21 protein-coding genes and 1 pseudogene are annotated in these 26,559 nt (G+C 58.9%); 9 read left to right on the top strand and 13 right to left on the bottom strand.

The genetic code is table 11. The features are described 5' to 3' along the window. Positions 1–138 precede the first annotated feature (138 nt). Positions 139–507 carry a PilZ domain-containing protein gene (locus tag ASC74_RS17935; RefSeq protein WP_056742858.1) on the bottom strand — a complete coding sequence of 123 codons (369 nt, stop codon included), beginning with the start codon at positions 505–507 and terminating at the stop codon, positions 139–141. A 158-nt stretch (positions 508–665) separates the two neighbouring features. Here ASC74_RS17935 and ASC74_RS17930 point away from each other — a divergent pair. From ASC74_RS17930 to yjiA, 3 genes and pseudogenes are all read left to right on the top strand, one after another. Then, positions 666–2,660: pseudogene (locus tag ASC74_RS17930) on the top strand (carbon starvation CstA family protein); the annotation flags it as partial. A 20-nt stretch (positions 2,661–2,680) separates the two neighbouring features. After that, positions 2,681–2,878, top strand: a complete 198-nt coding sequence (locus ASC74_RS17925) for a YbdD/YjiX family protein (protein ID WP_008154232.1) — start codon at positions 2,681–2,683, stop codon at positions 2,876–2,878. A gap of 161 nt (positions 2,879–3,039) precedes the next feature. Continuing rightward, positions 3,040–4,011 carry a GTPase gene (gene yjiA, locus ASC74_RS17920; RefSeq protein ID WP_056742856.1) on the top strand — a complete coding sequence of 324 codons (972 nt, stop codon included), beginning with the start codon at positions 3,040–3,042 and terminating at the stop codon, positions 4,009–4,011. Positions 4,012–4,112: 101 nt separating this feature from the next. On the opposite strand, the gene ASC74_RS17915 is transcribed toward yjiA, so the two are convergent. From ASC74_RS17915 to ASC74_RS17895, 5 genes are all read right to left on the bottom strand, one after another. Beyond that, positions 4,113–4,820: a GntR family transcriptional regulator gene (locus ASC74_RS17915; RefSeq protein WP_056742854.1), complete on the bottom strand. Its 708-nt coding sequence runs from the start codon at positions 4,818–4,820 to the stop codon at positions 4,113–4,115. A 25-nt stretch (positions 4,821–4,845) separates the two neighbouring features. After that, a complete protein-coding gene (locus ASC74_RS17910; RefSeq protein WP_046048771.1) occupies positions 4,846–5,550 on the bottom strand; it encodes a FadR/GntR family transcriptional regulator in 705 nt (234 codons plus the stop codon). 67 nt (positions 5,551–5,617) lie between these two features. Continuing rightward, a complete protein-coding gene (locus tag ASC74_RS17905; protein ID WP_046048772.1) occupies positions 5,618–6,931 on the bottom strand; it encodes a C4-dicarboxylate transporter DctA in 1,314 nt (437 codons plus the stop codon). 276 nt (positions 6,932–7,207) lie between these two features. Continuing rightward, a complete protein-coding gene (glyA, locus tag ASC74_RS17900) occupies positions 7,208–8,461 on the bottom strand; it encodes a serine hydroxymethyltransferase (RefSeq protein ID WP_033054266.1) in 1,254 nt (417 codons plus the stop codon). Positions 8,462–8,684: 223 nt separating this feature from the next. Continuing rightward, positions 8,685–12,530, bottom strand: coding sequence for a sensor domain-containing protein (locus tag ASC74_RS17895; RefSeq protein ID WP_056742852.1), 3,846 nt, complete (start codon positions 12,528–12,530; stop codon positions 8,685–8,687). A gap of 552 nt (positions 12,531–13,082) precedes the next feature. Here ASC74_RS17895 and ettA point away from each other — a divergent pair. Further along, a complete protein-coding gene (ettA, locus tag ASC74_RS17890) occupies positions 13,083–14,747 on the top strand; it encodes an energy-dependent translational throttle protein EttA (RefSeq protein ID WP_056742850.1) in 1,665 nt (554 codons plus the stop codon). A gap of 150 nt (positions 14,748–14,897) precedes the next feature. Here ettA and ASC74_RS17885 read toward each other — a convergent pair whose 3' ends face one another. From ASC74_RS17885 to ASC74_RS17870, 4 genes are all read right to left on the bottom strand, one after another. Then, on the bottom strand, positions 14,898–15,398 hold the full coding sequence (locus tag ASC74_RS17885) for a GreA/GreB family elongation factor (protein WP_056742848.1): 501 nt from the start codon (positions 15,396–15,398) through the stop codon (positions 14,898–14,900). Between the two features lie 70 nt (positions 15,399–15,468). Beyond that, the gene (locus ASC74_RS17880) at positions 15,469–15,825 is read right to left on the bottom strand and encodes a hypothetical protein (protein ID WP_056742846.1); all 357 of its coding nucleotides are present in this window, start codon (positions 15,823–15,825) and stop codon (positions 15,469–15,471) included. Positions 15,826–16,042: 217 nt separating this feature from the next. Beyond that, positions 16,043–17,896: an Lnb N-terminal periplasmic domain-containing protein gene (locus tag ASC74_RS17875; protein ID WP_056742844.1), complete on the bottom strand. Its 1,854-nt coding sequence runs from the start codon at positions 17,894–17,896 to the stop codon at positions 16,043–16,045. A gap of 104 nt (positions 17,897–18,000) precedes the next feature. Then, positions 18,001–18,489 (bottom strand): DUF3015 domain-containing protein, encoded by a 489-nt coding sequence (locus tag ASC74_RS17870; protein WP_056742842.1) that lies wholly within the window; start codon positions 18,487–18,489, stop codon positions 18,001–18,003. A gap of 275 nt (positions 18,490–18,764) precedes the next feature. On the opposite strand from ASC74_RS17870, the gene ASC74_RS17865 reads away from it, so the two are divergent. Together ASC74_RS17865 and ASC74_RS17860 are read left to right on the top strand one after the other, a co-directional pair. Continuing rightward, a complete protein-coding gene (locus ASC74_RS17865; protein WP_056742840.1) occupies positions 18,765–21,203 on the top strand; it encodes a Lon protease family protein in 2,439 nt (812 codons plus the stop codon). A 324-nt stretch (positions 21,204–21,527) separates the two neighbouring features. Beyond that, the gene (locus ASC74_RS17860; RefSeq protein WP_046048783.1) at positions 21,528–21,869 is read left to right on the top strand and encodes a PA4575 family protein; all 342 of its coding nucleotides are present in this window, start codon (positions 21,528–21,530) and stop codon (positions 21,867–21,869) included. Positions 21,870–21,874: 5 nt separating this feature from the next. On the opposite strand, the gene ASC74_RS17855 is transcribed toward ASC74_RS17860, so the two are convergent. Further along, positions 21,875–23,704, bottom strand: a complete 1,830-nt coding sequence (locus ASC74_RS17855; protein ID WP_056742837.1) for a hypothetical protein — start codon at positions 23,702–23,704, stop codon at positions 21,875–21,877. 159 nt (positions 23,705–23,863) lie between these two features. On the opposite strand from ASC74_RS17855, the gene ASC74_RS17850 reads away from it, so the two are divergent. The 3 genes from ASC74_RS17850 to ASC74_RS17840 all read left to right on the top strand — a co-directional run bounded on the left by ASC74_RS17850 (position 23,864) and on the right by ASC74_RS17840 (position 25,524). Next, positions 23,864–24,352 (top strand): TIGR00645 family protein, encoded by a 489-nt coding sequence (locus tag ASC74_RS17850; RefSeq protein ID WP_056742836.1) that lies wholly within the window; start codon positions 23,864–23,866, stop codon positions 24,350–24,352. Positions 24,353–24,485: 133 nt separating this feature from the next. Next, positions 24,486–24,785, top strand: a complete 300-nt coding sequence (locus ASC74_RS17845; protein WP_056742834.1) for a DUF6482 family protein — start codon at positions 24,486–24,488, stop codon at positions 24,783–24,785. Positions 24,786–24,906: 121 nt separating this feature from the next. Continuing rightward, the gene (locus ASC74_RS17840; protein WP_046048787.1) at positions 24,907–25,524 is read left to right on the top strand and encodes an FKBP-type peptidyl-prolyl cis-trans isomerase; all 618 of its coding nucleotides are present in this window, start codon (positions 24,907–24,909) and stop codon (positions 25,522–25,524) included. A gap of 133 nt (positions 25,525–25,657) precedes the next feature. On the opposite strand, the gene ASC74_RS17835 is transcribed toward ASC74_RS17840, so the two are convergent. Both ASC74_RS17835 and ASC74_RS17830 read right to left on the bottom strand, forming a co-directional pair. Further along, positions 25,658–25,915: a PA4570 family protein gene (locus tag ASC74_RS17835; RefSeq protein ID WP_056742832.1), complete on the bottom strand. Its 258-nt coding sequence runs from the start codon at positions 25,913–25,915 to the stop codon at positions 25,658–25,660. A 204-nt stretch (positions 25,916–26,119) separates the two neighbouring features. Then, positions 26,120–26,461, bottom strand: a complete 342-nt coding sequence (locus ASC74_RS17830; protein WP_008154270.1) for a zinc ribbon domain-containing protein YjdM — start codon at positions 26,459–26,461, stop codon at positions 26,120–26,122. Positions 26,462–26,559 lie beyond the last annotated feature (98 nt).

The following is a 26,559-nucleotide window of genomic DNA, read 5'->3' as shown; positions in this document are numbered from 1 at the left end:
GTGTTTACCCAGGTCGATGGCGGCAATAGCTACTTTGTTCATGGCAACGGTCTCCGGTGAGCCCCCTGTGAAAGCTTAGTGGGCGATCACAGAGGGCAGCGGGGGTAGCCATTTCATTATTGGAATGGGGATTGGCCTTCAGACTTCGATCAAGGCGCCCAATTCCCGCTCCAGTTCCTGCGGGTCGCCAAGATTGAGTTCAACCAATCGCCGCAGGCGTTCGATGGATTCCAGGCTGATATGTCGGCAGACGAAGCCGAGCTGACCATGATCATCGTGGGTCAGTTGCACATCCATCTTGATGGCGACGTCCTCGTTGAGATGAATATCGACCAGGAAATGCCACTCCCGATTCCCCAGCCACGGTTCGGGCTTTTCGATTAACAGTCCCTTGAGGGACAGGTCGATCAACTTCACCGGCCAGATGAGTTCCCCCTGGCTCAGCTCGGTTCGGGCATCGAACGCAATTCGTTTGAAGCGGCGGCGATCGGCAGGGTGCTCGCTCATGGCGCAATCCTCGTAGATGTTCGCTGACTATAGACCCGCATTATCAAAGGCTGCCAGCAAAGTGATGGCTCACCCCATGGCGGGGGATGGCCTTTGCGGCCGTTAGCGCTAAACTCGGGATGGCTGTCTTTCTTGTCCACCCTGGCTGGAATCATAAAATGAAAAATAATAATAGCCTGCTACGCCACCTACCCTGGCTGCTGCTGGCAATCGTAGGGGCGTGCGCCCTTGGGGTAGTGGCATTGCGCCGAGGCGAGGCGATCAACGCCTTGTGGATTGTGGTCGCCGCTGTGGCCATCTATCTGGTTGCGTATCGTTACTACAGTCTGTTCATCGCTAACAATGTGATGCAGCTCGACCCGCGACGGGCCACCCCCGCCGTGCTCAACAATGACGGTCTGGACTACGTCCCCACCAACAAACACATCCTCTTCGGTCACCACTTCGCCGCCATCGCTGGCGCAGGGCCGCTGGTCGGTCCGGTCCTGGCGGCGCAGATGGGTTACCTGCCCGGTACGCTGTGGCTGATTGCCGGCGTGGTGTTGGCCGGTGCCGTTCAGGACTTCATGGTCCTGTTCATGTCCACCCGCCGCAACGGCCGTTCCCTCGGCGATATGGTCCGTGAGGAAATGGGCCGCATTCCCGGGACCATTGCGCTATTTGGCTGCTTCCTGATCATGATCATCATCCTCGCGGTGCTGGCGCTGATCGTTGTGAAAGCCCTGGCCGAAAGCCCGTGGGGGATTTTCACGGTGATGGCGACCATCCCGATCGCGATGTTCATGGGCATTTACATGCGCTACATCCGTCCGGGTCGCATCGGTGAAATCTCCGTTGTCGGTGTGCTGTTGCTGCTGGGTTCGATCTGGCTCGGCGGGCAGATTGCCGCTGATCCGGTCTGGGCCAAGGCGTTCAGCTTCACTGGCGTGCAGATTACGTGGATGCTGGTCGGTTACGGTTTCGTGGCCGCCTCGTTACCGGTCTGGCTGATTCTGGCGCCGCGCGACTACCTGTCGACCTTTCTGAAAATCGGCACTATCGTGGCGCTGGCGATCGGCATCCTGATCACCATGCCTGAGCTGAAAATGCCGGCGCTGACCCAGTTCATCGACGGCACCGGGCCGGTGTGGAAGGGCGGTCTGTTCCCGTTCCTGTTCATCACCATCGCCTGTGGCGCGGTTTCCGGTTTCCACGCGCTGATTGCTTCCGGCACCACGCCGAAGCTGCTGGATAATGAAACCAACGCCCGTTACATCGGTTACGGCGGCATGCTGATGGAATCCTTCGTCGCCATCATGGCGATGGTTGCAGCGTCGGTGATCGAGCCGGGCGTGTATTTCGCCATGAACAGCCCGGCGGCAGTCGTCGGCGGTGACGTGGTGGCCGTGGCACAAACCGTCAGCAGCTGGGGCTTTGCAATCACCCCGGAAGCCCTGCAAGCGGTAGCCAAGGATATCGGTGAAACCACCGTCCTGGCCCGCGCTGGCGGTGCGCCAACCCTGGCGGTTGGTATCGCGCAGATCCTGCACAGTGTCCTGCCGGGTGAAAACACCATGGCGTTCTGGTACCACTTCGCGATTCTGTTCGAAGCGCTGTTCATCCTGACCGCCGTCGACGCCGGTACCCGTGCCGGGCGTTTCATGCTGCAGGACTTGCTCGGCTCCTTTGTGCCAGCGCTGAAACGCACTGAATCCTGGACCGCCAACCTGATCGCGACCGCCGGTTGCGTGGCGATGTGGGGTTGGTTGCTGTACCAGGGCGTGATCGATCCGCTGGGTGGCATCAACACCTTGTGGCCGCTGTTCGGTATCTCCAACCAGATGCTCGCCGGTATCGCGCTGATGCTCGGCACCGTTGTGCTGATCAAAATGAAACGCCAGCGCTACGTCTGGGTCACCATGCTGCCAGCGGTGTGGTTGCTGATCTGCACCACCACTGCCGGCTTCATCAAGCTGTTCGACGCCAACCCGGCGATCGGCTTCCTGTCGCTGGCCAAGAAGTACAGCGATGCGCTGGCCAACGGTCAGATCCTCGCCCCGGCCAAGGACATTACGCAGATGCAGCACGTGATCTTCAACGCCTACACCAACGCAACGCTGACGGCGCTGTTCCTGTTCGTGGTATTCAGTATCCTGTTCTATGCGCTCAAGGTCGCTTGATCGAGGATTGCAGCATGTTCAATGACCTGAGTCGCCTCGGTAAATACCTCGGTCAGGCCGCGCGCCTGATGGTCGGGATGCCCGACTACGACAATTATGTCGAGCACATGCAAACCAAACACCCGGACAAACCGGTGATGACCTACGAGATGTTCTTCCGGGAACGCCAGGAAGCTCGTTACGGTGGCAAGGGTGGGCCGAAGTGCTGTTGATCTGACGGCAGGTTGACGCAATCCCCTGTGGGAGCGAGCCTGCTCGCGAAGGCAATCTGTCAGTCGACACGGTGTTGACTGATAGACCGCTTTCGCGAGCAGGCTCGCTCCCACATTTGTTTTTGTGTTGAATTCTCATTTTGTGAAACAGGAGACTCCAGTTGTCCTCTCCCATCCCGGTAACAATCCTCAGCGGCTTCCTCGGCGCCGGCAAGACCACGCTGTTGCGCTACCTGCTCAAAGCCGAACACGGCCTGAAAATCGCCGTGATCGAAAACGAATTCAGTGACGCCGGAATCGACACCCAACTGTTGGGCGACGAACCGGTGCAAGTGATGACGCTGTCCAATGGCTGCGTCTGCTGCACCATCCACACCGACCTGACCAAGGCTTTGTACCTGCTGCTCGAACGCCTGGACAGCGGCGAAATCGCCTTCGACCGTCTAGTGATCGAATGCACCGGCCTGGCCGACCCGGCACCTGTGGCCCAAACCTTTTTCATCGATGAAGAGCTGCGCGAGCGCTACATCCTCGACGGCATCATTACCCTGGTCGATGCGGCGCACGCTGACACTCACCTGACTCAAACCATCGCCCAGGCGCAGATCGGTTTCGCCGACCGCTTACTGGTGAGCAAGCGCGATCTGGTGGACGAGGCGACCTTTACCGCGCTGAGCGAGCGCCTGACCCGCATCAACCGTCGCGCACCGATCCGCGTGGTCGAGCACGGCAAGATCGATCTGGCCGAATTGCTCGACGTGCGCGGCTTCAATCTCAATGCCGACCTGGGTGGTGGCGTCAGCCTGCGCCCGGTGAGCAAAGCGCCGTCCATCGACCGCATTTCCAGCCTGGTGCTGCGCACCGACAAGCCGCTGGATATCGACAAACTCAGCGAGTTCATGAACGAACTGCTGGAGGACCATGGCAAACAATTGCTGCGTTACAAAGGCGTGTTGAACATCCTTGGCGAGCCGCGGCGAATGGTGTTTCAGGGGGTGTTGAAGTTATACGGATTCGATTGGGACACGGAGTGGGCCGAGGATGAAACGCGCGAAAGCGTGATCGTGTTCATTGCCGATGATTTGCCGGAAGAGAAAATACGTGAGGGGTTTGCCCGGGTAGCGGCGGAGTAAGCCCGATATTTCAGCGGGCCTGATGCCGCCATCGCGAGCAGGCTCGCTCCCACATTTGAAATGCATTCCCCTGTGGGAGCGAGCCTGCTCGCGAAGGCAATCTAACCGGCAACACGATTCTGGCTGACTACCGATCCAGAGTTCAGCAGTGCCTGCTCAAGATGATCCAGATGCCGGGTCATCAACATCTCGGCCGCCGTAGCATCCCCACGCTCCACTGCATCAACAATTGCGGCATGCGCCTGCCACGTGCAATAGCCCTCCACCTGCGGATCAAACTGCGCAATCGCCAGCGAAGTCAGCGGTACCAGAGTGCCGAGAAAATGCGCCAACGGTGCGTTCCCCGCCATTTCAGCCAGTTGCAGATGAAATTCCCCAGACAGTCGGATTGCCGGACCACGCGCCGTGCATTGGCGTTCGCTGTCGATCAAGGCACGCAGGCGTTTCAAGTCTTGCGGACGAGGTTGTCGGCAGGCCAGTCGAGCCAGTGTGATTTCTGTCAGTCGTCGGGCATGCAGCGTCTGCCGAGTCTGCTCGGCATCGGGCGCGGCGACTCGGGGACGATGATTGGTCCGAAGGATAATGATCTGCTGATGGGACAGCTGCGTCAGCGCGCTACGAATGTCACTGCGTCGAGCGCTGAACATCTGCGCCAGGCTGTCTTCAGTAAAGCGACTGGCTGCATGGATGCGCTGTTCGAGAATGGCATCGAATACCCGTGAGTAAAGATCATCCGCCGACGGCTTTCCGGTGTTCGCTCGCGGGAAGGGCAGGGCAGTGAGGATTTGCGGTGAGGCGAAGCTGTTCATGGCTTGTCTCCAGTTCGAAGCGGACTCAAGTGACGAGGTTGTCGTCCGGAATATTCAATTCGATGCCCATCCGCTGGCCTTCCCGAAGGATGTGCCGACGCATCTCGGCGCTGGCCTGGGCGCTGTTTTTGCTGCGAATAGCGCGCACCACGGCTTCGTTCTCCTCAAGGCGCTCAGCCAAATGCTCCGGGGAGTTGCGCAGCACGTCGGCGCTTTGCTTGAGGGCGTTGCTGGTCTGTTGCACCACACTCTGGAAAATCGGGTTCGAGGTCAGCGTGAACAGCTCTTCGTGGAATGCGATGTAGGCGTTCACCCCGGCTTCACTGTCGTTGGCTTCCAGCGCTTCGCGCATGTCCATCAGGGTCAGGCGCAGTTGCCCGACTTCCTTGCTGCTGATCGACTGAGCCACCAGGCCGACAATGAACGGTTCAAGCGTGTAGCGCAGTTGCAGCACGTCTTCCAGGCTCGCACCGGCGACAGCGCTGTCGTGGCTTTGGCTGTCGCTGAGATTGGCCTCCAGCACCACCACGCCTTTGCCCGGCATGGAGCGCACCAGCCCGAGGGTTTCCAGCACGATGACGGCTTCGCGCAGGCTCGGTCGGCTGATGCCCAATTGTTCGGCCAGCTCACGCTGCCCCGGCAGCATCTCGCCGGAGCGCCACTGACCACGGGCCAAAGCGGCCCGGAGTTTCTCTACGACTGAATTGACGACGGTTGATGTGGTGATCACTGTTCGCTCCATGAGCATCCAAAACTTTTGATGACCGTGCCTGCCCGTGGGCAGACACGGCGATTATTCAGAATTCCTGCTGATGTGCCGGGCCGACAGGTTTTCTCGGCTGGAAGGTATAACCCACCTGGCCAGAAAGTACTTTGTTCGCCCGTTGAATATCGATGTCCTTTTCCCAGCGCGCGATGGCCACGGTGGCGACGCAGTTGCCGATCAGGTTGGTCAGCGCCCGGCCGATGCCCATGAACCAGTCCACTGCCAACACCAGCACCAGGCCGACCACCGGAATCGCCGGGATCGCCGTCAGTGTCGCCGCGAGAATCACCAGCGCCGAGCCGGGAATCCCGTGGGCACCTTTGGAGGTGATCAACGACACCAGCAGAATCGTCAGCAGGTCGGTCATGGCCAGCGGCGTGCCGGTGGCATTGGCGATGAACACGATGGCGAGGGTCAGGTAGATCGAGAAACCGTCCAGGTTGAACGAGTAACCGGTAGGAATCACCAACCCGACCGTCGAACTGCCGATGCCCAGATGCTCAAGCTTGCGCATGATTTGTGGCAGCACGGCGTCGGAAGAAGCGGTGCCCATGACGATCAGCAGTTCTTCGCGCAGGTACTTGAGCAACGGCCACATCCGCAGGCCGGACAGGCGCATCACCAGGCCGAGAATCACTGACACAAACGCGAAACAGGTCAGGTAAAACAGGCCGACCAGGCTGCCCAGGTGTTGCAACGAGTCCAAGCCATATTTGCTGGTCGTGAAGGCAATTGCCCCGAACACACCAATCGGCGCCAGACGCACGATCATGCCCATGATGCGGAAGATCACGTGGCTCAGTTCATTGATCAGCCGGGAAATACCCGACGCTGCTTCGCCCACCAGGTTCAGCGCACTGCCGAACAGCACCGAAAACAGCAGGACTTGCAGAATGTTGTTCTCCGCGAAGGCGCCGATCACCGAGGTCGGGATCAGGTCCATCAGGAACTGCGTGGTGGTATGCATGTGCTGACCGCGCTGGGCGATGTCGCCCATGTCGGCAGCGGAGAGCTGATCCAGATGAATGTTCGCGCCGCTGCCGATGCCGGTGCTGAAAGCGAACACCAGACCAATCACCAGGGCGATGGTGGTCAGGATTTCGAAGTAGATCACCGATTTCAGGCCGATGCGTCCGACCTTCTTCAGGTCGCCGGCACCGCTGATGCCGCTGACCACTACGCAGAACACGATCAGACCGATGAGCATCTTGATCAGTTTGATGAAGCCATCGCCGAGAGGTTTGAGCTGGGCGGAGTATTCAGGAAGGGTCAGCCCGCAGACGATGCCGAGCACCAGTCCGAGAACCACTTGGAGGAAGATTGAACGCGAGCACCATCTGAGCATGGGAGGAATCCTGGTCGGTGTCCTGGCTGCCGTGCGCTTCGCGCATCAGATTCAGGACTTAATTATTGTGGTCTTACCGGTATGTCCAGTGCAGGCGCAGTCTAGGCGCTGTTTTTGGCTGATCGCAAGCATATTTTGAAAAATTGGCATGACCGGTCTTACCAGTTGGGCGCAATGCCCCGACCTTGAGCCTTTTCGCGGTTTGAAAAAATTGCGGACGAAAAAAAACCGGCCATCACTGGCCGGTTTTTTCATTGCTGCGGTTCTGCGGGCTGATTAGGCGCCGTATACCGGCAGCTTCTTGCAGATGGCCTTGACCTTCTCACGAACGGCGTCGATCACCGCTTCGTTGTTCAGATCCGCCAGGATGTCGCAGATCCAGCCGGCCAGTTCTTTGCACTCTGCTTCCTTGAAGCCACGAGTGGTCACAGCCGGAGTACCGAAGCGCAGGCCGGAGGTGACGAACGGGGAGCGTGGATCGTTTGGCACGGAGTTCTTGTTCACGGTGATGAACGCTTTGCCCAGAGCGGCGTCAGCGTCTTTACCGGAGATTTCCTGCTTGATCAGCGACAGCAGGAACAGGTGGTTCTGAGTACCGCCCGACACCACGTCGTAACCGCGCTCGATGAACACGCCGGCCATGGCCTGGGCGTTTTTCACCACTTGTTGCTGGTAGGTCTTGAACTCAGGTTGCAGCGCTTCCTTGAAGCAGATCGCTTTAGCGGCGATCACGTGCTCCAGCGGGCCACCCTGGGCGCCCGGGAATACCGCGGAGTTCAGTTTCTTCTCGATGTCGGCGTTGGCGCGAGCCAGGATCAGGCCGCCACGTGGACCGCGCAGGGTCTTGTGCGTGGTGGTGGTCACGACGTCAGCGAAAGGCACCGGGTTCGGGTAGACGCCAGCGGCGACCAAACCGGCCACGTGGGCCATGTCGACGAACAGGTAGGCGCCAACCTTGTCAGCGATTTCGCGGAAGCGCGGGAAGTCCAGGATCTGCGAGTAGGCAGAGAAACCGGCCACGATCATTTTCGGCTTGTGTTCAACCGCCAGACGCTCGACTTCGTCGTAGTCGATCAGGCCGTTGCCGTCGATACCGTACTGAACGGCGTTGTACAGCTTGCCGGAGGAAGAAACGCTGGCACCGTGGGTCAGGTGACCACCGTGCGCCAGGCTCATGCCCAGGATGGTGTCGCCCGCTTGCAGCAGAGCCAGGTAAACGGCGCTGTTGGCTTGCGAACCGGCGTGCGGTTGAACGTTGGCGTAATCAGCGCCGAACAGTTCTTTTGCACGGTCGATGGCCAGTTGCTCGACCACGTCGACGAACTCGCAACCACCGTAGTAGCGCTTGCCCGGGTAGCCTTCGGCGTACTTGTTGGTCAGTACCGAGCCTTGAGCTTCCATGACCGCAGGGCTGGTGTAGTTTTCCGAAGCGATCAGCTCGATGTGTTCTTCCTGGCGCTGAGCTTCTTGCTCCATGGCGGCAAAGAGATCGGCGTCGTACTTGGCAATAGTCAAATCACGGCTGAACATGGCGGTCCTCAAGGATCGGGGCAGAAAAGGGGGGCATTCTAACCCAATGGGTTTTAGATGGCATATGAAAGGACATCATGTCGCAGACAAGTGGGCTTCATGACCAGATATGCGGTGCGTCGGAGGGCCTCTTCGCGAGCAAGCCCGCTCCCACATTTTGAAATGCGTTCCCCTGTGGGAGCGGGCTTGCTCGCGAAGAGGCCGCCCGCAACACCACAAGGCCTCAGTCGAACATGAAGAGCGCATCATTGCTGAACTGCGCCTCAAACCGGTTCGCCGGCATCGGCCGGCCGAACAGATACCCCTGAACCTCGTCGCAACCATGCTCACGCAGGAAGTCGAGTTGCTCGTGGGTTTCCACGCCCTCGGCGATAACCGCCAGATTGAGGCTGTGGGCCATGGCGATGATCGCGCGGGCAATCTGCGCATCTTGCTCACCCGACGGCAGGCCATCGACGAAGGTGCGGTCGATTTTCAGCACATCGATGGGGAACTGCTTGAGGTAGTTGAGCGATGAGTAACCGGTGCCGAAGTCGTCGACCGCGATGCTCAGGCCGAGATTTTTCAGCCCGGCGAGAATCTGCATCGCTTCGCTGACTTCGCGCATCAGGATGCTTTCGGTCAGCTCCAGCTCCAGGCACGCCGGCGGCAAGCCGGTTTCCTTGAGGATATTGGCGATCCGCGTGCCGAGTTGGCCGTCGGAGAATTGCCGGGCCGAAATGTTCACCGACACCTTCGGTACCCGGACCTTGGCCTGATGCCAGGTCTTGAGCTGGCGGCAGGCCTCGCTGATCACCCAGTCGCCGACATCCACCACCAGACCGAGCTCTTCGAGCACCGGAATGAAGTCTCCCGGCGGCACCAGACCGCGTCGCGGATGGCGCCAGCGCAGCAAGGCTTCAGCGCCGGTCAGGCGTTTGCCATCGCCGCTGAACTGCGGTTGGTAGTAGAGGACGAATTCGTTCTGCTCCAGGGCGTGACGCAAGTCGCTTTCCAGTTCCAGACGCTCCAGGGCGCTGGCGTTCATGTCGGCCTGATAGAACTGGAAGTTGTTCTTGCCGCGCTCCTTGGCGTGATACATCGCGGTGTCGGCGTTTTTCATCAGCTGGCTGAGTTCGTTACCGTCCTGAGGGCTCAGGGCGATGCCGATACTGGCGGTGACGAAGAACTCGCGGCCTTCAAGCACGAACGGTTTCACCAGGCTGGCGAGAATCTGTTCGGCCACATGAATCGCCCGGTTCAAGGCAATTTCACGGTTGGCCCGCGGTTGCAGCAGCAAGGTGAATTCATCGCCGCCCATGCGCGCCACGGTGTCGTCATCATCGACACAGCCGAGCAGGCGCGTGGCCATTTCCTTGAGCATGCGATCGCCGGCGGCGTGGCCCAGGGAGTCGTTGATCGGTTTGAAACGGTCCAGGTCGAGGAACATCAGCACCACCCAGGACTTCTGCCGTTCGGCCGATTGCAGCGCCGTGTGCAGGCGATCCTGGAACAGTGTGCGGTTGGGCAAGTGGGTCAGGGCGTCGTAATAGGCGAGGCGGTGAATCCGCTGCTCACTGGCCTTGCGTTCGCTGATGTCGCTGAAGAAGCACACGTAGCTGGCCAGATCGCCTTCGTCATCCAGCACCGCCGTGATCCCGACCCAGGCCGGGTAATGCTCGCCATTGCGTCGTTTGAGCCAGACTTCGCCTTCCCACGTGCTGTGCTGATGCAATTGCTTGAGCACATAACGCAGATGCGCTTCCTGCTGCTCGTCGACGGTCAGCATGTTCGGCAACTGGTCGAGCACCTGCTCCACCGCATAACCGCTGACACGGCTGAAGGCTTCGTTAGCCTGGACGATGTAGCCGGCCGGGTCGGTGATCAGGATCGCCGAGGTCGAGTGCTCAAATACGGTCGCGGCCATGCGCAGGTCTTTTTCGGCCCGGCGTTGCTGGCTGATGTCGCGACCGACGCCCAGCACGCCCTCGAATGCACCGTGTTCGTCCCAGACCAGCACCAGCCGCAGTTCGATAGGAATCTTGCGCCCGTCGGCCCGCAGGCAGTCGAACAAAAACAGTTGGGTCTGCACCTGGCTGCGCAACAGCGCCAGTTGGTCGGGTTTGTTCAGCGCTTTGCTGACCCGGTCCATCAGGCTGTAAATGCCGGTCAGCTGTTGCGGGTTGGCGATGGTTGATTGCCAGCCGTTCTGGAAAATCCAGTCGGCGTCGTAGCCCAGCACGGCTTGCACCGACGGGCTGACGTAGTTGAGCGCCATCTTGCTGTCGGTCGAGAAAATCACGTCGCTGATGCTTTCGGCGAGCATCCGGTAACGCTGCTCGCTGTCGCGCAGGGACTCACTGGCTTCAATCTGATCGGTGATGTCCTTGGCCACGCCGATGATCCGTGTGACCTGATCGTGCTTGTCCCGCGCCAGCGCCTGTTCGCGGATGTCGAAGCGCCGCCATTTACCGTCCCGGTGGCGGAAGCGCAGCTGGCATTGCATCAATTGTCTGTAACCGGTCTGGCGCTGGGTTTGGCGCGAGCGGTGGTAGAAGTCGGCATCTTCGGGGTGCAGCAGAATTTCCCAGAAATACTCGCCCATCTGGTGCAGTTCGGTGCGGTTGTAACCGAGTGTCTGGCCCAGGTGGTGGTTGCTGAAAATCATTCGCTGGCTGATGACGTCTTGCACGTACAGATGATCCGGCACGGTGCGCACCACGTCGGACCAGAATCCTTCACGCTCCAACAGCGACAGCTCGACCAGCTTGCGACTGGTGATGTCGGTAATGCTCAGGATCACCGCTTTATAGTCGTCCTGGTCTTCCGGCAGACGCAGGACCAGCCACAAGTGCTGGTCGCGGCCATTGGCGTCTTGCAGTTTGATTTCCAGTTCAAGCTGTTTCTGCTGGTTGAGCACCGCGTCGAGCACTTGATTGCCGATGGCGGTGCCGTCCTGCGGGTTACCGTCGATCAGCAGTTTCCAGGCTTGATCGCACGTGTTGACGTTGAGCAGTTGCAGGGCGACCAGGTTGACCTCGGTGATGCGCAGTTCCTGCAGCAGGTGCTGGCGTTGTTCCGGTGTCTCGAGCCAGACCTTCAGTTGTTCGCTGCTGTGCAGCTGAGCCTTGTCGAAGAAGCTGTTGAGCCCGGACACGTCGAGTACACACAAGGCGACGCCGGTGCCTTCGAAAATATCCTGGTAGCGTCGACGGCCTTCGTGCACCTGGCGCTGGCGGCGGCGCATGTTCAGCAGGGCGATGAACGGCAGCAGCGAGAAGGCCAGGCCCAGAAGGCATTTGCCGATGAACGCCGGCAGCAGCTGTTCGATCATCCGTTGCCGGTCGAACAACCCGCGCAGTTGCCAGTCGCTGTTGCTCAGGGGCACTGTCAGCACGCTGTTGGCCACATCGTCCTCGGTCAGTTCGCCGGGCTTGGCCAAGGGTGACTCATCGCGACTGATGACTTGGTGATTGACGCGGTTTTCCACCACCCACAGCGGGCGAATACCGGCTTCGTTTTGCTTGGTCAGCGATGAGAAAAATGTCGGCGTCAGGCGCAGAACCCAGTAGCCGCGGGTGCTGCCGCTGGCTTGATGCAGGAGCAGATGCACCATCGAGCCGTCATTGGCGTTGCTGAAATAATGGGCCTGGGCGTGACTGCGCCGGACCAGTTCGCTCAGGTAGTCGGCGTCGTTGCTGTCGTCGGCACTGTCGGTGAGGACTTTCCCGGAAGGGCTGAGCAACGCGAGGCTACGCAGATCAGGCAAGGATTTTTGCAGTTTGCGCAGAAGTACCTGCAGTTCGTCGGCGCTTTTTGGTTGTTCGACGATCGGTAGCAGGTTGAGGGCGATCTGGGCGTTCAGCGCCATGTTCAGGCTGACTTGCGAGGCCAGATCGGCGGTGTAGTCGATGGTGTACTGACGCTGGTGTTTTTGGGTATCGCGAAGCTGATCCAGCAATAGCCAGAACAGCAGCGCGAGCAACAACAGGACGAGCGCCGCCAGCGCGCCCTTTATGGACCCGCGCAGGGGTGAGCCGGTCGCAGGATTGAGTGCGCTCACGGAAGATGAGGGAGTGACATTAGACAAACTGTAATCCTGCGGTTTAGCTGGACTGGCGCGACGTGCACTATAAGCCGGACGCCCGGAGGGCGGCTAGCATGCCCTGAGTTGTGGCAAAGTGCCAGTCCCGCTCGGCTGGACTGCCTTCCGTCAATCAGGTAGCTTTGCCGGTTACGCGGGAGCGTTCCAGCTCTAGGGGGCATTCTCAATTAGTTTCCGCGCCGCGCCGGGTCTGCTGTTGTGCAGGGCAAGGCGCGAGAAGCGTGGTTTGGTCATTCCAAATAAGCTTCGAGCAACGCCGCCCTGCACAACAGCAGGCCCGGCCCTTCGGGTTGTGCCTTAAAGCGGGCCAGGCTGCGTTGCAGGCCTTGGAAAGGGAGCAACCATTCCCAGCGGCCTGCGCCTTGCCTGGCCCGCTTTAAGGCGACAACGCGGCGTGGAAACTAATTGAGAACGCCCCCTATAATCAGGCTTTTTCAGCGCGCACGTATTGGTAGCTATCAATCGGACGACGCGCACGGCCTGGCCGGGCATCGCCCGCGCCCCAATCATTCATCGTTCACTGACCCTAGGTTCTCCATGGCTCAATACGTATTCACCATGCATCGGCTGGGCAAAGTTGTTCCGCCGAAGCGGGAAATCCTGAAAAACATTTCGCTGTCGTTCTTCCCGGGCGCCAAGATTGGCGTACTCGGCCTCAACGGTTCAGGTAAGTCCACGCTGTTGAAAATCATGGCCGGCGTCGACACCGAATTCGAGGGCGAAGCCCGTCCGATGCCGGAGCTGAACATCGGCTACCTGCCGCAGGAACCGATCCTGGATCCGACCAAGACCGTGCGTGAAGTGGTCGAGGAAGCGGTCAGCGTGATCAAGAACGCCCAGGCGCGCCTGGACGAGGTCTACGCGGCTTACGCTGATGAAGATGCCGACTTCGACAAACTGGCCGCAGAACAAGCCAAGCTCGAAGCCATCCTGCAAGCCAGCGACGGTCACAACCTGGATCGCCAACTGGAAGTCGCCGCCGATGCGCTGCGTCTGCCGGCGTGGGATGCCAAGGTCGAATTCCTGTCCGGTGGTGAAAAGCGTCGTGTGGCCCTGTGCCGCCTGCTGCTGTCTGCCCCTGACATGCTGCTGCTCGACGAACCGACCAACCACCTGGACGCCGACTCCGTCGCCTGGCTGGAGCACTTCCTGCACGACTTCCCGGGCACCGTGGTTGCGATCACGCACGACCGGTACTTCCTGGACAACGTCGCTGGCTGGATCCTCGAACTCGACCGCGGCGCCGGTATCCCGTACGAGGGCAACTATTCGGGCTGGCTTGAAGCCAAGTCCAATCGTCTGGCTGCCGAATCCAAGCAGCAGTCGGCCCACGAAAAAGCCATGAAGGAAGAACTGGAGTGGGTGCGCCAAGGCGCCAAGGCCCGCCAGTCCAAATCCAAGGCTCGTCTGCAACGCTTCGAAGAAATGCAATCGCAGGAATTCCAGAAACGCAGCGAAACCAACGAGATCTACATCCCGGCCGGTCCACGCCTGGGCGACAAGGTCATCGAATTCAAGAACGTCTCCAAGGGTTATGGCGATCGCGTGCTGATCGACAACCTGTCGTTCTCCATGCCGAAAGGCGCCATCGTTGGCGTGATCGGCGGTAACGGTGCCGGTAAATCGACCCTGTTCCGCATGCTGATGGGCAAGGAAACACCGGATTCGGGCAGCATCGAAGTCGGCGAAACCGTGCAACTGGCCTGCGTCGATCAAAGCCGCGAAGACCTGGACGGCAGCAAGACTGTGTTCCAGCAAATCTCCGACGGTTCGGATCAGATCCGCATCGGCAACTACGAGATCCCATCGCGCACCTACGTCGGTCGCTTCAACTTCAAGGGCGGCGATCAGCAGAAGTTCGTCAAGGACCTGTCCGGTGGTGAGCGCGGTCGCTTGCACCTGGCCCTGACCTTGAAAGAGGGCGGCAACGTCCTGCTGCTCGACGAACCGTCCAACGACCTCGACGTTGAAACCCTGCGTTCCCTGGAAGAAGCCCTGTTGGACTTCCCGGGCGCTGCGATTGTGATCTCTCACGATCGGTGGTTCCTTGACCGCGTCGCGACTCACATCCTGGCGTACGAAGACGACTCGCAAGCGGTGTTCTTCGAAGGCAACTACACCGAGTACGAAGCCGATCGCCGCAAACGCCTCGGCGAAGCCGCGACTCAGCCGCATCGTGTACGGCACAAGAAACTGGCCTGATTTCAGGTTGGTTGTACGAAAGAACGGAGCCTTCGGGCTCCGTTTTTTTATGGATGTTACTCAGGTAAACCGCGGCGCGACATTCGCGGGCAAGCCTCGCTCCTACAGGCACTGATATCCGTAGGAGCGAGGCTTGCCCGCGAAGGCGGCCTAATGGTCACCAACCTCTATGCTCACAACCTCAATCACCAAATCTCCCGCCGGTCGCTTCCACAGCACTTCATCCCCGACCTGCGCACCGAGCAACGCCCGCCCCAGTGGCGATCCCCAATTGATCAATCCGCTGGCAGCGTCCGCCTGATCCTCGCCGACCAACTGCACACGCTGCTCTTTGCCCTGTTCATCGGCAAACGTCACCCAGGCGCCAATCTGCACTTTGTTGGTCGAGGAGGCCGGTACGACTAACTGAGCGCTTTGCAGGCGTTGATTGAAATACCGCCAGTCGCGCTCAAGGTCAGCCTGGCTCTGTTTGTCTGCCAGTTCACCCTTTGCACTCTGTTCATTGAGCAGGTTTTGCACCTCGGCGACTTTCACCTGCAACTGGGCCAGCCCCGTGGGCGTGACGTAATTCGGCTGCGCGCTGACTTGCCGTTCGGCGGGCTGATCGGCTTGCGCGGCGGCATTATCTTCATTGACGAACGCACGACTCATGGTTTTCTCCCGTTATAGGGTTTGGGCCATGGTCGCAGGCTTTTAGTTTCGACAGATATCTGTGGGCGACTTATTGCGAGCGAAAAGCACGAGCGGCGTCCTGATCCTTCTGCTGCTGCCAGGCTTTGTTCCGGTCGTCCCAATGGTGGCTGCGATAATCCTCACGGTCCTCGCTTTCGCGCATTGCCTGACACTGACGGAAGCCATCGCTCCAGCCCTCGGCGTACTGCTTGTCCTTGAGGTAACGTGGAACGTTTTTACGAAACTCTCCGGTGATTGCCCCTGCCGCTTGCCGGCCACTGCTGCAACCGTCATCGAAGCCATCGGCGAATGCCGGTGGATAACCCTTGGCGATCAGATCCTCGTGAGTCGTCTGGCAACCCGCGATCAACATCAGCAAACCCACCACGCCCACGCAACGCCACATCTCAGACTCCCAGGCCGTCAACGGCCTATAGGAGAAGTCTAGGACTGGATTCGTGAGGTGTTTGTGGAAGGGGTGTGAAAAATCTATTGGGCAACGCAAATCAAATGTGGGAGCGGGCTTGCTCGCGAAGGCGGTGTGTCAGTTAGCATAAGTGTCGACTGGCATACCGCCTTCGCGAGCAAGCCCGCTCCCACATTGGTTTTGTGGTGAGTTGGGATTAATAGTGATACCACTTCACCTCAAGCATCACTTCGTTCTCGGGCGAAGCCAGGTGGCTGAATTCGCGCTGGGCACTCAGGCGTAAACCCAGATTGCGCGACAATTCCCACTGTTGATTCAGACTCACACTACGGCGCACTTCGCCATTGGTGAAGAAGTCGCCCTTGGCCTCCAGGCTGAAGTTACCCAGCGGGTTTTTCCACAGCAAACCGCTGTTGAAGCCCGCCGCCGGTGCGATGAAGCCGGCGAAGTCGTTGTTGTGCTCAACGCGCACGGTGCCCAAAGCAAATCCAAGCATGTCGTCGCCCAGTTGCCAGGTCCCGCCGCCACCGCCATTGACGTGGCTGACCAGGGTTTCGTCGTCATGCTTGCCCGGCACGCGCTCCAGGCCGCCGGTGACTTGCCACGAGAGTGGCTGCAGCAATTCATTGCGCGGGGTCAGGGAGCGGATGGTCGCCAGGTCCAATTGCTGCAACTGCCAGTGATTGCCTTCGTACTGGCGCAGTTTCATTTGCAGGATTTCAATCTGCGCGCCGAGGGGGAAGCTTTCGGCGTTGTCGTTGAGGTCGTGATACGCCATGCGCAGGCCATATTCGCCAAACGCCTTGTCGCCCCGAGTGCCGATGCCTGCCTGCCAAGTGCGGGATTCGTGGCCATCCTCAGGCAAGCCGGGTTGCGGGATGTCCAGTTCCGGCGCGGGGTTCTGGTTGATCGCCCGCAGAAGTTCGAAACTGCGCTGCGCCCGTTGCGGGTCGCGTTCCTGGCCGTTGGCGCGGTAGCGCTCCAGGCGATAGGCCGCGTCGATGATCAGCGCCTGACGATCCTTGGGTTGAGCCTTGAACGCCGGTTCTTGCAGTTGCTTCTGGTCGGCGCTGACTTTCAGCACCCATTCCTGTTCTTCATGGGGCAACGGCTCGGCGCGGCTCAGCAGTTCACGTTCGCGAGACGGTCGATACTGAATGGATTCCACCAGTCCGGCTTCTTTCACCGCTTTGACGGTGTCCGTAGGAATCGCGGTCAGCGGGAATTGTTCGGTCAATCGCAGGCTCGGGCGGGCCACTTGCAGCAATTCCAGCAGACGATAAGAGCAGTTTTCGTCGAAGAAAAAATAGTCGAACTGGATCTGCTTGAGCTCCCAGACGTGCTCGACCATGCGCTCGGTTTCTGCCTGGGTCAGGTTCAGACGGTATTCCCACAGATCGCGGTTCTCGAGACTGCGGTACTCCGAGAGTTTTTCCTGATAAGGCACCAGCGCAAACAAGCCGGGATAGCCGCCCATCAAGCCTTTCCAGGCATACAGGATGCTGTTGTCCGAGCCTTCGATGTACGCGCCGAAGTTGATTGCATAACTGAGCAGGGCAGTTTGATCGCTCTGCACATTGGCCTGGTCGATACGCAGCAACGTATGGCCGAACATCGATGACGGACTGTTCAGATACGCCGCCGGGAAAATCATCACCGCACTGTGGGGCGAAACATCCTTGAACCATTGCTTGAATTCAGTGCAGGGAAGCTTTGGCAGATCGCTCAGGTTGAGCTGCGCCTTCAGCCAGCGGGTGCGGGCCGGGTAGACGCATTGCGCATGTTTTTCACCGGCGCTGGCCGGGGCGTACAGCGCTTGCACGGTCGCCGCCAGTTCACGGTCAGGATGTTCATTGCCGTCGGCGGCGAGGAAGAATTTCTTGTCGCTGACATAGCTGCGCCAGCCACCGAGTTTGGCGGTTTCGTAGTGGCCCAGAGAAATCCAGAAGGGGTCATTGGCCAATTGCTGCAAACGTTGATTGTCGATTTTGGGCGTGGCAGACAGCGGGGCGCAGACACAGAGCGCCAGCCAGGCAAGGCGTTTGAGCATAGTGGGCAACTTAAGTCGAAAAAAACAAAGACCCAAAGGGGCAGGCCAAAAGGGCCAGGTTCAAAAAATAAAACCCGCCCCGAGAAGGAGCGGGCGGTTCGAGCTTAAGCTTGAGTAGCGTACTTGGCCAGACGCGGATCGCTCTTCAGAACGGCCAGGGTGTTGGTATGCACGTCGTCAGCGGTCACGTCAGCCTTGCTGAAGATCTGCTGGAAGTGCTCATGAGTGACGGCGGCGAAATGCGCACGGTCTTCCGGCGCCACGCCCAGTACCACAGCGTAAGTGGTCAGCGCTTCGCCCTGACCTTTAGCCATGTCTTCAGAGAGCTCGTTCATCATGCCATTCATGGCAATCCAGGATTTGCCGCCATAGGTCAGCGACGCATTGGTCGCGCAACCGTTGGTACCCGAGGTCATCCCGAAGGTTGCGTTGCCGGACGTGCCGTTGGTGGTGGATGCCAGGAAGTGAGCCGGGGTGCCACGCTGACCTTCGAACAGCATGTTGCCCCAACCGCAATCCGGGCCGCCTGGCGCCTGAGCCATGGCGTTGATGGATACAGCGGCGAAGAGAGTACCGAGAAGAATCCGTTTCATAGCTTTGTTCTCTTTATGTGCATACCAATGGACAGGGGTCTGGCCCGATCTGGCGCCAGTGGGCCGGTTATTGTTCCAGCCGCGCAGTTTGGAGTTTAGGCACGTTCCTGGGGTTCCGTGATTTTTTGCGAAACATTCGTTGAAAACATTGATTTAGGCCCGCCCCGCCTGGAGATGTTGCTTTGTCTATGCTTTGGCTAGAGGCGCGCCTTGCAAGTGAGGTATGGGCAGCGCCAGAATGCCGCTATCTGCCCCGCCTGATGTAAGGAAGCCCGATGCCTGATCCTGTTGCTGCCAGCTTGCGTCTAGCGCCCGAAGCGCTGACCCGTCCGTTTTCCGCTGAACAGTTCAGCTTCTCTACCACCAATGAATTGGAGCCCTTCCGCGGTGTGCTTGGCCAGGAACGTGCGGTCGAAGCCTTGCAGTTCGGTGTGGCAATGCCACGCCCCGGTTACAACGTATTCGTCATGGGCGAGCCCGGCACCGGCCGGTTTTCGTTCGTCAAACGCTACCTGAAAGCCGAAGGCAAACGCCTGCAGACCCCGGCGGACTGGGTCTACGTCAACAATTTCGATGATCCTCGCGAACCTCGCACTCTGGAATTGCCCTCTGGCACCGCCGGTGCTTTTATCGATGACATCAACGGCTTGATCGACAACCTGCTGGCGACTTTTCCGGCCGTGTTCGAGCACCCCTCCTACCAGCAAAAGAAAAGCGCCATCGACCGCGCCTTCAACCAGCGTTACGACAAGGCGCTGGATGTGATCGAGCGCCTGGCGCTGGAGAAGGACGTTGCGCTGTACCGCGACAGCACCAATATCGCCTTCACCCCGATGAGCGAAGGCAAGGCTGTGGATGAGGCCGAATTTGCCCAGTTGCCGGAAGTCGATCGCGAGCGTTTTCACGAGGATATTTCGTGGCTGGAAGAGCGGCTGAACGAAGAACTCGCCAGCTTGCCGCAATGGAAGCGTGAGTCGAGCAATCAACTGCGCCAGCTCAACGAAGAAACCATCACCCTGGCCTTGCAACCCTTGCTCTCGCCGCTGTCGGAAAAGTACGCGGAAAACGCCGGCGTTTGCGGTTACCTGCAAGCGATGCAGGTGTATCTGCTCAAGACCGTGGTCGAGCAACTGGTGGACGACAGCAAGACGGACGCCATCGCCCGCAAGCTGCTGGAAGAGCAATACGCGCCGAGCCTGGTGGTCGGTCATCCGTTCAGCGGCGGTGCGCCAGTGGTCTTTGAGCCGCACCCGACTTACGAAAACCTGTTCGGCCGCATCGAGTACACCACCGATCAGGGCGCGCTCTACACCACGTATCGACAGTTGCGTCCGGGTGCGCTGCACCGCGCCAACGGCGGCTTCCTGATTCTTGAAGCGGAAAAAATGCTCAGCGAGCCGTTCGTGTGGGATGCGCTCAAACGCGCGCTGCAATCGCGCAAATTGAAAATGGAATCGCCGCTGGGTGAGATGGGCCGTTTCGCCACCGTGACTCTTACTCCGCAACATATTCCGTTGCAGGTCAAAGTGGTCATCATCGGCGCCCGACAGCTCTACTACACGCTGCAGGACCTCGATCCGGACTTCCAGGAGATGTTCCGTGTCCTGGTGGACTTCGACGAAGACATCCCGATGGTCGATGAAAGCCTGGAGCAGTTTGCCCAGTTGCTCAAGACCCGCACCTCCGAAGAAGGCATGGCGCCGCTGACCGCTGATGCGGTGGCGCGTCTGGCGACTTACAGTGCTCGCCTGGCTGAACACCAGGGGCGTTTGTCGGCGCGGATCGGTGATCTGTTCCAACTGGTCAGCGAGGCGGATTTCATTCGCCAACTGGCCAGTGACGAAATGACCGACGCCGGGCACATCGAGCGTGCGCTCAAGGCCAAGGCCACGCGGACCGGGCGCGTCTCGGCACGGATTCTCGATGACATGCTGGCCGGGATCATCCTGATCGACACCGCAGGTGCGGCGGTCGGCAAGTGCAACGGGCTGACAGTGCTGGAGGTCGGTGACTCGGCCTTCGGTATACCGGCGCGGATTTCCGCCACGGTGTATCCAGGCGGTAGCGGCATCGTCGACATCGAGCGCGAGGTCAATCTTGGCCAGCCGATTCACTCCAAAGGCGTGATGATCCTCACCGGGTATCTGGGCAGTCGTTACGCCCAGGAATTCCCGCTGGCGATTTCCGCGAGTATCGCCCTGGAGCAGTCCTACGGTTATGTCGACGGTGATAGTGCATCGCTGGGCGAGGCTTGCACCTTGATTTCGGCCCTGTCGAAAACCCCGCTCAAGCAGTGTTTTGCGATCACCGGCTCGATCAACCAGTTCGGTGAAGTGCAGGCGGTGGGTGGGGTCAACGAGAAGATCGAAGGCTTCTTCCGACTCTGCGAAGCGCGCGGGTTGACCGGGGAGCAGGGCGCAATCATTCCCCACGCCAACGTTGCCACGCTGATGCTCGACGAGAAAGTGCTGACGGCGGTGCGCGCGGGGCAGTTCCACGTCTACGCCGTGCGCCAGGCTGATGAAGCCCTGAGCCTGTTGGTCGGCGAGCCGGCCGGTGCGCCGGACGCCGATGGTCAGTTCCCTGAAGGCAGCGTTAACGCGCGGGTGGTGGAACGCTTGCGGGTCATCGCAGAAATGATCAGCGAAGAAGACCTCAAGGAAGCCGAGAAAGAGATGGCGCAGGAAGCCTTGGTGGAAACCAAGCCCGCCTGATACAGAAACAATTTGAGGATCAGGTAGATCCACTGTGGGAGCGAGCCTGCTCGCGAAGAGGGAGTGCCAGTTGACGTCAATGTCGCCTGACACACCGCTTTCGCGAGCAGGCTCGCTTCCACATTTGTATCCGGCGCACTCCGAAAAAGTGCCATCAGTCTGGCGTCAATATTCACACAATGACCATTCGGCGCCTTCTGGTCTCACTTGACGTGCTAGTCAGACTTTTCCTCTATTCTCAGGTCAAGGATATCGACAGTAATCACTGGATCGAGACAGCCCTCCCGTGGGGGCTGAATACCGGATCTACCGAGGGTCGCCGCCATGTCGCGCAACCTCTGCCTCACCCGTCAATGCCTGGGCCTTGTGACCCGTATCGAGTGTGCCATCCGCCCATTGGCGGGGGATACGGGCATGTGGACCTTACTCTTCGCCGCTGGAATGGCCGGCGAACAACCTTCTGCCATCAAAGCCCAGGGCCCGTTTCATGGCCCCTTTGTGGCTGAGTCGATCCTCGACACCATTGTTGAAAGTCTCACCCTGCACGGCTATGAGCTGGCCGATGATCCGCAAATCTGGTGCCTGCACCTGCAAGCTCAGCTGCGGGAAATCAATGGTGGCCGCTGCCGCAACCCTGGAGGTTTCGAGTTTCGGCCCGAGCACTGAACAGGCTATTGAGCAAGGTTGGATGTGTCCGCCTTGTCGAGTTTGACCTCGAAGCCATATTGCACGGTGGAGAGATCGGTTCGTTGATAGGTTTCCAGGCGGGCAGGCTGCCCGTAGAAGTAATGCACCCCCAATAATGCCGGGCCTTCTGCGCTCGCATCGTGGCTGACCGAAAGAATCTCCTTCAGATAATTGCCGCTGTCGTCCTTGGCGAAGAAACGCCAGTCCTGGGCGGGAAACTGCTTCAGATCAACCACCAGCGCATTGCCTTTGAGCACCAGCCCTTTGGGCAACTGGTGGGCGTCGATGGTTTTCTTTTCGACAGTGGCGAGAAACAGCGGCATGGAGCCCACCGCGTAAGCCGGGGTTTCTGGAAACAGGTTCAAGTCGTAGGTGATGATGCCGCGCAGGGGATCGACCTGGTAAGCCTCAGGCGGCAACTCGATTGGCTGATCGCGTTTGCCGTTACCGTCCTCGGTAAAGAAACTGACCGGGCTTTCGCCGGGGCTGAAGGAGGTGCCGAGCAGCTCATCATTGAAGCTTTTGGGGTGATCGAACTCGATACGCGCGGCGCTGGGCTCTTCGACCGACTGACTGATGCTGACGCTCTTTTTCAGTTGTTCCTCGCCAAGCGTGGCGCCCTTGAGCCATATCGGGGCCTGGTCGTCGTACACCACCACCGGCAGCGTCAGTGGCTGGATGGTCTTTTGCGTGGTGTGTGGGTCGAAGCGAAGTACCGGCAGGTTCAGGTCCTTGCGGGTCACCGTGGCGGTTGAAAAGTCCAGTACGCTGACTTCAAGAGCGTCGATCGACCCGTTGAAATACACCTTGGAATAATGGTGGCTCTGTTGCTTCTCAAAGGCGCGCTGCTCTTCATCGATCTGTTTCTCGAAGCTCTCGCTCCAGGCTTTCTGCTGTTGCATTTTCGCCAGTTGCTTTTGATAGAAGGCTATTTGTGTGGAGGTTTCGTTGATCGAGCCTGAGCGCGAGAGAAATTGCCCGGTGCTGTCCTTGGCCTGGACGATCAGCGGGTTCAGCGGTGTTTCGCCGACCTCGGGGGCCTGTGGCGCGCTGTTGTTGAATTCGATTTCGGCGTAGTTGTTTGCAAGGTTCAGCAGGGTGACGCTGAGGTTGTCGTTGGTGCGAGTCTGACCAACGTCCTTTTTCGTCAGGTCGAAGCTGTAGAGTCGGCGCGGCGCGATCACTTCCACCTTGCCTTGCAGACTCACCGGTTGTGGCTGGTTCTTTTTGTCCACGTCCAGGCCATCGATGAAGGGGTAGGTCACCGTCAGGTCGTCGGGGTTGGTCAGGTTTGAGCTCGATGGGCTCAGTTGAATTCCAGGATCGGTTTCTGACCATTCCGGCTGAAACGGGATGACGCGTTTGTTGCTCAAGGTCACCGATTGCCATTCAAGACTATGGGGAAAGAGAAACGCGACCGGAATGTTGAAGTTGAAGGGGAACACCGGTTGCAGGTCGGTCAGGTAGTCGGAACTGGAATCTTTGTGCAGCACGAACAGGCCGTTGATGTACGTGTCGACCAAGGCTTGGGGCGTCGGATAGTGCTTGAGGACGGCGAGGGCGTCTTCGCCATATTCTGTTTCCACCGGTTTGCTGTCGAGCTTGAGTTGCGCACGCTCGAGCAACAACAGTGAGCCGCCGAGTTCAGCTACGGCTTCCTTGAGTTTCGGATCTTGAATCGCATCCAGAGACTTCTCGAACTGCGCAGTCTTTTCCTCGAGGCTGACCTGGCGCTTCTCATCGCTGGGTGAGCAGGCGCTCATCAGCAAAGCCAGGCAAATGCCGGCGCTCGTTAAAGGCAATCGCACATCCATTTCCCGTCTTCCTGTCCGATGTCGCTGAGCTGTCAATGCTTTGGACACTAGCAGAAAAACCTTGTCACACACTCGCAGGTTGCGGATTTCCCGGCGGTTTCTGGGTGTAACTGGTGGCTGATATACTCGCGGCCATTTCCAGCCCCCTTGTGAGATTTAATGGAACGCTTTATCGAAAATGCAATGTACGCCAGCCGCTGGCTGCTGGCACCGATCTACTTCGGTCTGTCCCTCGGGCTGCTGGCCCTGGCGCTGAAATTCTTCCAGGAAGTCTTCCACGTCATCCCTAACGTGTTCTCGATGGCCGAGTCGGATCTGATTCTGGTGTTGCTGTCGCTGATCGACATGGCGCTGGTAGGCGGTTTGCTGGTGATGGTGATGATTTCCGGTTACGAGAACTTCGTTTCCCAACTGGATATCGATGACGACAAGGAAAAGCTCAACTGGCTGGGCACCATGGATTCCTCTTCGTTGAAGATGAAGGTGGCCGCTTCCATCGTGGCCATTTCTTCCATCCACCTGCTGCGGATTTTCATGGACGCCAAGAACGTCGATCCCGAGCATTTGAAGTGGTACGTGGTCATCCACATGACCTTCGTGATTTCGGCGTTTGCCATGGGTTATCTGGATAAGCTGACCAAGCACTGATCGCTTTTTATCGCTATACCCAGCCGCCCGTCTGTTGCGAAACAGACGGGCGGTGTCGTTTGTGGCTTGTACTTTGATGCGCCGAGGCCTATGCCTGTAAAGATCTTGGCTCGCCATTGCGTGAGGTGCGTTTATGGACCTGAAAGAGTTGAATGCTTATGCCATCGCCGGGAAGGTTGATGAGCTCAATCTGATCTCGATGGAAGGCGGGATCTACCTGTTGGAAGCGCGGATGCATGGCGCGGCGTATCCGTTGAGTGATAACCACGGCCAGATGTTTCATTTACGTTCGGTCGAGCATGCGCGTGAAGTGCTTCATGCCTTTCCCAGCTTGCCATTCAACCTTGTACACGTTTCGGTTCATGACGAGATGTGTGGGCTCGGTGCCAGTTCCGAGGGGAGCCTGAAGGTACCGATTGCGTGGCAGCACTGACACCTCTCATCAACGCAATGGCATCTGTGCTAGTCTGCTGGCCCTTTTGGTTCCGGGCGCTCCGGGACGCGCTGTGTACGCACGGCAAGTTCCAGGGCCGTCCGCACAGCGGAGCAGTGTCATGTCCGAAGTAAATCTGTCCACCGACGAAACCCGCGTCAGCTACGGTATTGGCCGTCAGCTGGGCGATCAACTGCGCGACAACCCGCCACCGGGCGTTAGCCTGGACGCGATCCTGGCAGGTCTGACCGACGCTTTCGCCGGTAAGGAAAGCCGTGTGGGTCAGGAAGAAATGTCCGCGAGCTTCAAGGTCATTCGCGAAATCATGCAAGCTGAAGCAGCTGCCAAAGCTGAAGCCGCTGCTGGCGAAGGCCTGGCATTCCTGGCTGAAAACGCCAAGCGTGACGGCATCACCACCCTGGCTTCCGGCCTGCAATTCGAAGTGCTGACTCAAGGTGAAGGCGCCAAGCCAACCCGTGAAGATCAAGTGCGCACTCACTACCACGGCACTCTGATCGACGGCACTGTGTTCGACAGCTCCTACGATCGTGGTCAGCCTGCAGAATTCCCGGTTGGCGGCGTGATCGCTGGCTGGACCGAAGCCCTGCAACTGATGAACGCCGGCAGCAAATGGCGTCTGTACGTGCCGAGCGAACTGGCTTACGGCGCTCAAGGCGTTGGCAGCATTCCGCCGCACAGCGTACTGGTATTCGACGTCGAACTGCTCGACGTTCTGTAAGACCCGGCCCGATACTACGTCGGGCTAATGTGGGAGCGAGCCTGCTCGCGATAGCGGTGTGTCAGTCAGCAGCAATGTTGGCTGTCAGATCGCAATCGCCGGCAGGCTAGCTCCCACAGTTTTTTGCGCTGCATCATATTTCGATCTTGTGCGTCAGATCATGCGTCGGGCGCAATGCCCGGGCATAGCAGAACAGAAACAGATTGCGCACCAGTTCCTTGAGCACCACCGGCTCGCTGGAACTCAAGCCGTTGACGTCCAGATCACCCTGATCCTGCAGCTCGGTCAAGGCTTCTTCTTCAAGCACCGCACAAACTTCTCCGGTTTCCCGATGCAGGATCCTGAGGTAAGGGTGTGGGCGGTCCAGCCAGGCGTCGATCAAATAAGTCATGGGTCTCATCTCCATTGATGGGTTTCAATGAGAATAATTCTTATTCATCAAATAGCAAGGACCTATTGGCGGTTTGTGTTTTTTAAGGGTAAAGGTTGCGTAAGGTCAAAACGGCTGGCGTTTGGCTATTGCGAGGGATTGTTGGGCGAAGCGGGGAGGGTGAAGCACCATCCCACGCGGGACGCGGGATGGAATACAGCAGGCTCAGACTTTTCTGACGAACTCGGATTTGAGCTTCATCGGGCCGATGCCGTCGATCTTGCAGTCGATGTCGTGATCGCCATCGCACAGGCGGATGTTCTTGACCTTGGTGCCGACCTTGACCACCAGCGACGTGCCTTTGACCTTGAGGTCCTTGATCACGGTGATGGTGTCGCCGTCCTGCAGGACGTTGCCGACCGAATCCTTTTTCACGGTGTCATCGGACACTGCTTCGGCTTCGCCGCTGGCGGACCACTCGTGGGCGCACTCAGGGCAGATCAGCTGGGCGCCGTCTTCGTAGGTGTATTCGGAATTGCATTTTGGGCAGGGTGGCAACGTGCTCACTAAAGCTCCTTGGATTGAGGATCGCTAAAAGTCGCACATTATATAGGGTTTTAGGCGGAAGAGGGGTGACAGCGAAAGATCGCAGCCCCGTAGGAGCT

The sequence above is a fragment of the Pseudomonas sp. Root329 genome (assembly GCF_001424925.1).
GTDB lineage: Bacteria > Pseudomonadota > Gammaproteobacteria > Pseudomonadales > Pseudomonadaceae > Aquipseudomonas > Aquipseudomonas arabinosi.
Note: the sequence above shows the minus strand (reverse complement) of the source record. Positions and strands in the feature narration are given on the sequence as shown.

Excerpts from the sequence above, each read along its gene's own strand:
- ASC74_RS17880 (WP_056742846.1), bottom strand. The coding sequence starts at position 15,825 with ATGTGGCGTTGCGTGGGCGTGGTGGGTTTGCTGATGTTGATCGCGGGT.
- ASC74_RS17855 (WP_056742837.1), bottom strand. The coding sequence starts at position 23,704 with ATGGATGTGCGATTGCCTTTAACGAGCGCCGGCATTTGCCTGGCTTTG.
- ASC74_RS17875 (WP_056742844.1), bottom strand. The coding sequence starts at position 17,896 with ATGCTCAAACGCCTTGCCTGGCTGGCGCTCTGTGTCTGCGCCCCGCTG.
- glyA (WP_033054266.1), bottom strand. The coding sequence starts at position 8,461 with ATGTTCAGCCGTGATTTGACTATTGCCAAGTACGACGCCGATCTCTTT.
- ASC74_RS17850 (WP_056742836.1), top strand. The coding sequence starts at position 23,864 with ATGGAACGCTTTATCGAAAATGCAATGTACGCCAGCCGCTGGCTGCTG.
- ASC74_RS17835 (WP_056742832.1), bottom strand. The coding sequence starts at position 25,915 with ATGACTTATTTGATCGACGCCTGGCTGGACCGCCCACACCCTTACCTC.
- ASC74_RS17925 (WP_008154232.1), top strand. The coding sequence starts at position 2,681 with ATGTTCAATGACCTGAGTCGCCTCGGTAAATACCTCGGTCAGGCCGCG.
- ettA (WP_056742850.1), top strand. The coding sequence starts at position 13,083 with ATGGCTCAATACGTATTCACCATGCATCGGCTGGGCAAAGTTGTTCCG.
- ASC74_RS17845 (WP_056742834.1), top strand. The coding sequence starts at position 24,486 with ATGGACCTGAAAGAGTTGAATGCTTATGCCATCGCCGGGAAGGTTGAT.
- ASC74_RS17885 (WP_056742848.1), bottom strand. The coding sequence starts at position 15,398 with ATGAGTCGTGCGTTCGTCAATGAAGATAATGCCGCCGCGCAAGCCGAT.
- ASC74_RS17935 (WP_056742858.1), bottom strand. The coding sequence starts at position 507 with ATGAGCGAGCACCCTGCCGATCGCCGCCGCTTCAAACGAATTGCGTTC.
- ASC74_RS17870 (WP_056742842.1), bottom strand. The coding sequence starts at position 18,489 with ATGAAACGGATTCTTCTCGGTACTCTCTTCGCCGCTGTATCCATCAAC.
- ASC74_RS17915 (WP_056742854.1), bottom strand. The coding sequence starts at position 4,820 with ATGAACAGCTTCGCCTCACCGCAAATCCTCACTGCCCTGCCCTTCCCG.
- ASC74_RS17860 (WP_046048783.1), top strand. The coding sequence starts at position 21,528 with ATGTCGCGCAACCTCTGCCTCACCCGTCAATGCCTGGGCCTTGTGACC.
- ASC74_RS17905 (WP_046048772.1), bottom strand. The coding sequence starts at position 6,931 with ATGCTCAGATGGTGCTCGCGTTCAATCTTCCTCCAAGTGGTTCTCGGA.
- ASC74_RS17840 (WP_046048787.1), top strand. The coding sequence starts at position 24,907 with ATGTCCGAAGTAAATCTGTCCACCGACGAAACCCGCGTCAGCTACGGT.
- ASC74_RS17865 (WP_056742840.1), top strand. The coding sequence starts at position 18,765 with ATGCCTGATCCTGTTGCTGCCAGCTTGCGTCTAGCGCCCGAAGCGCTG.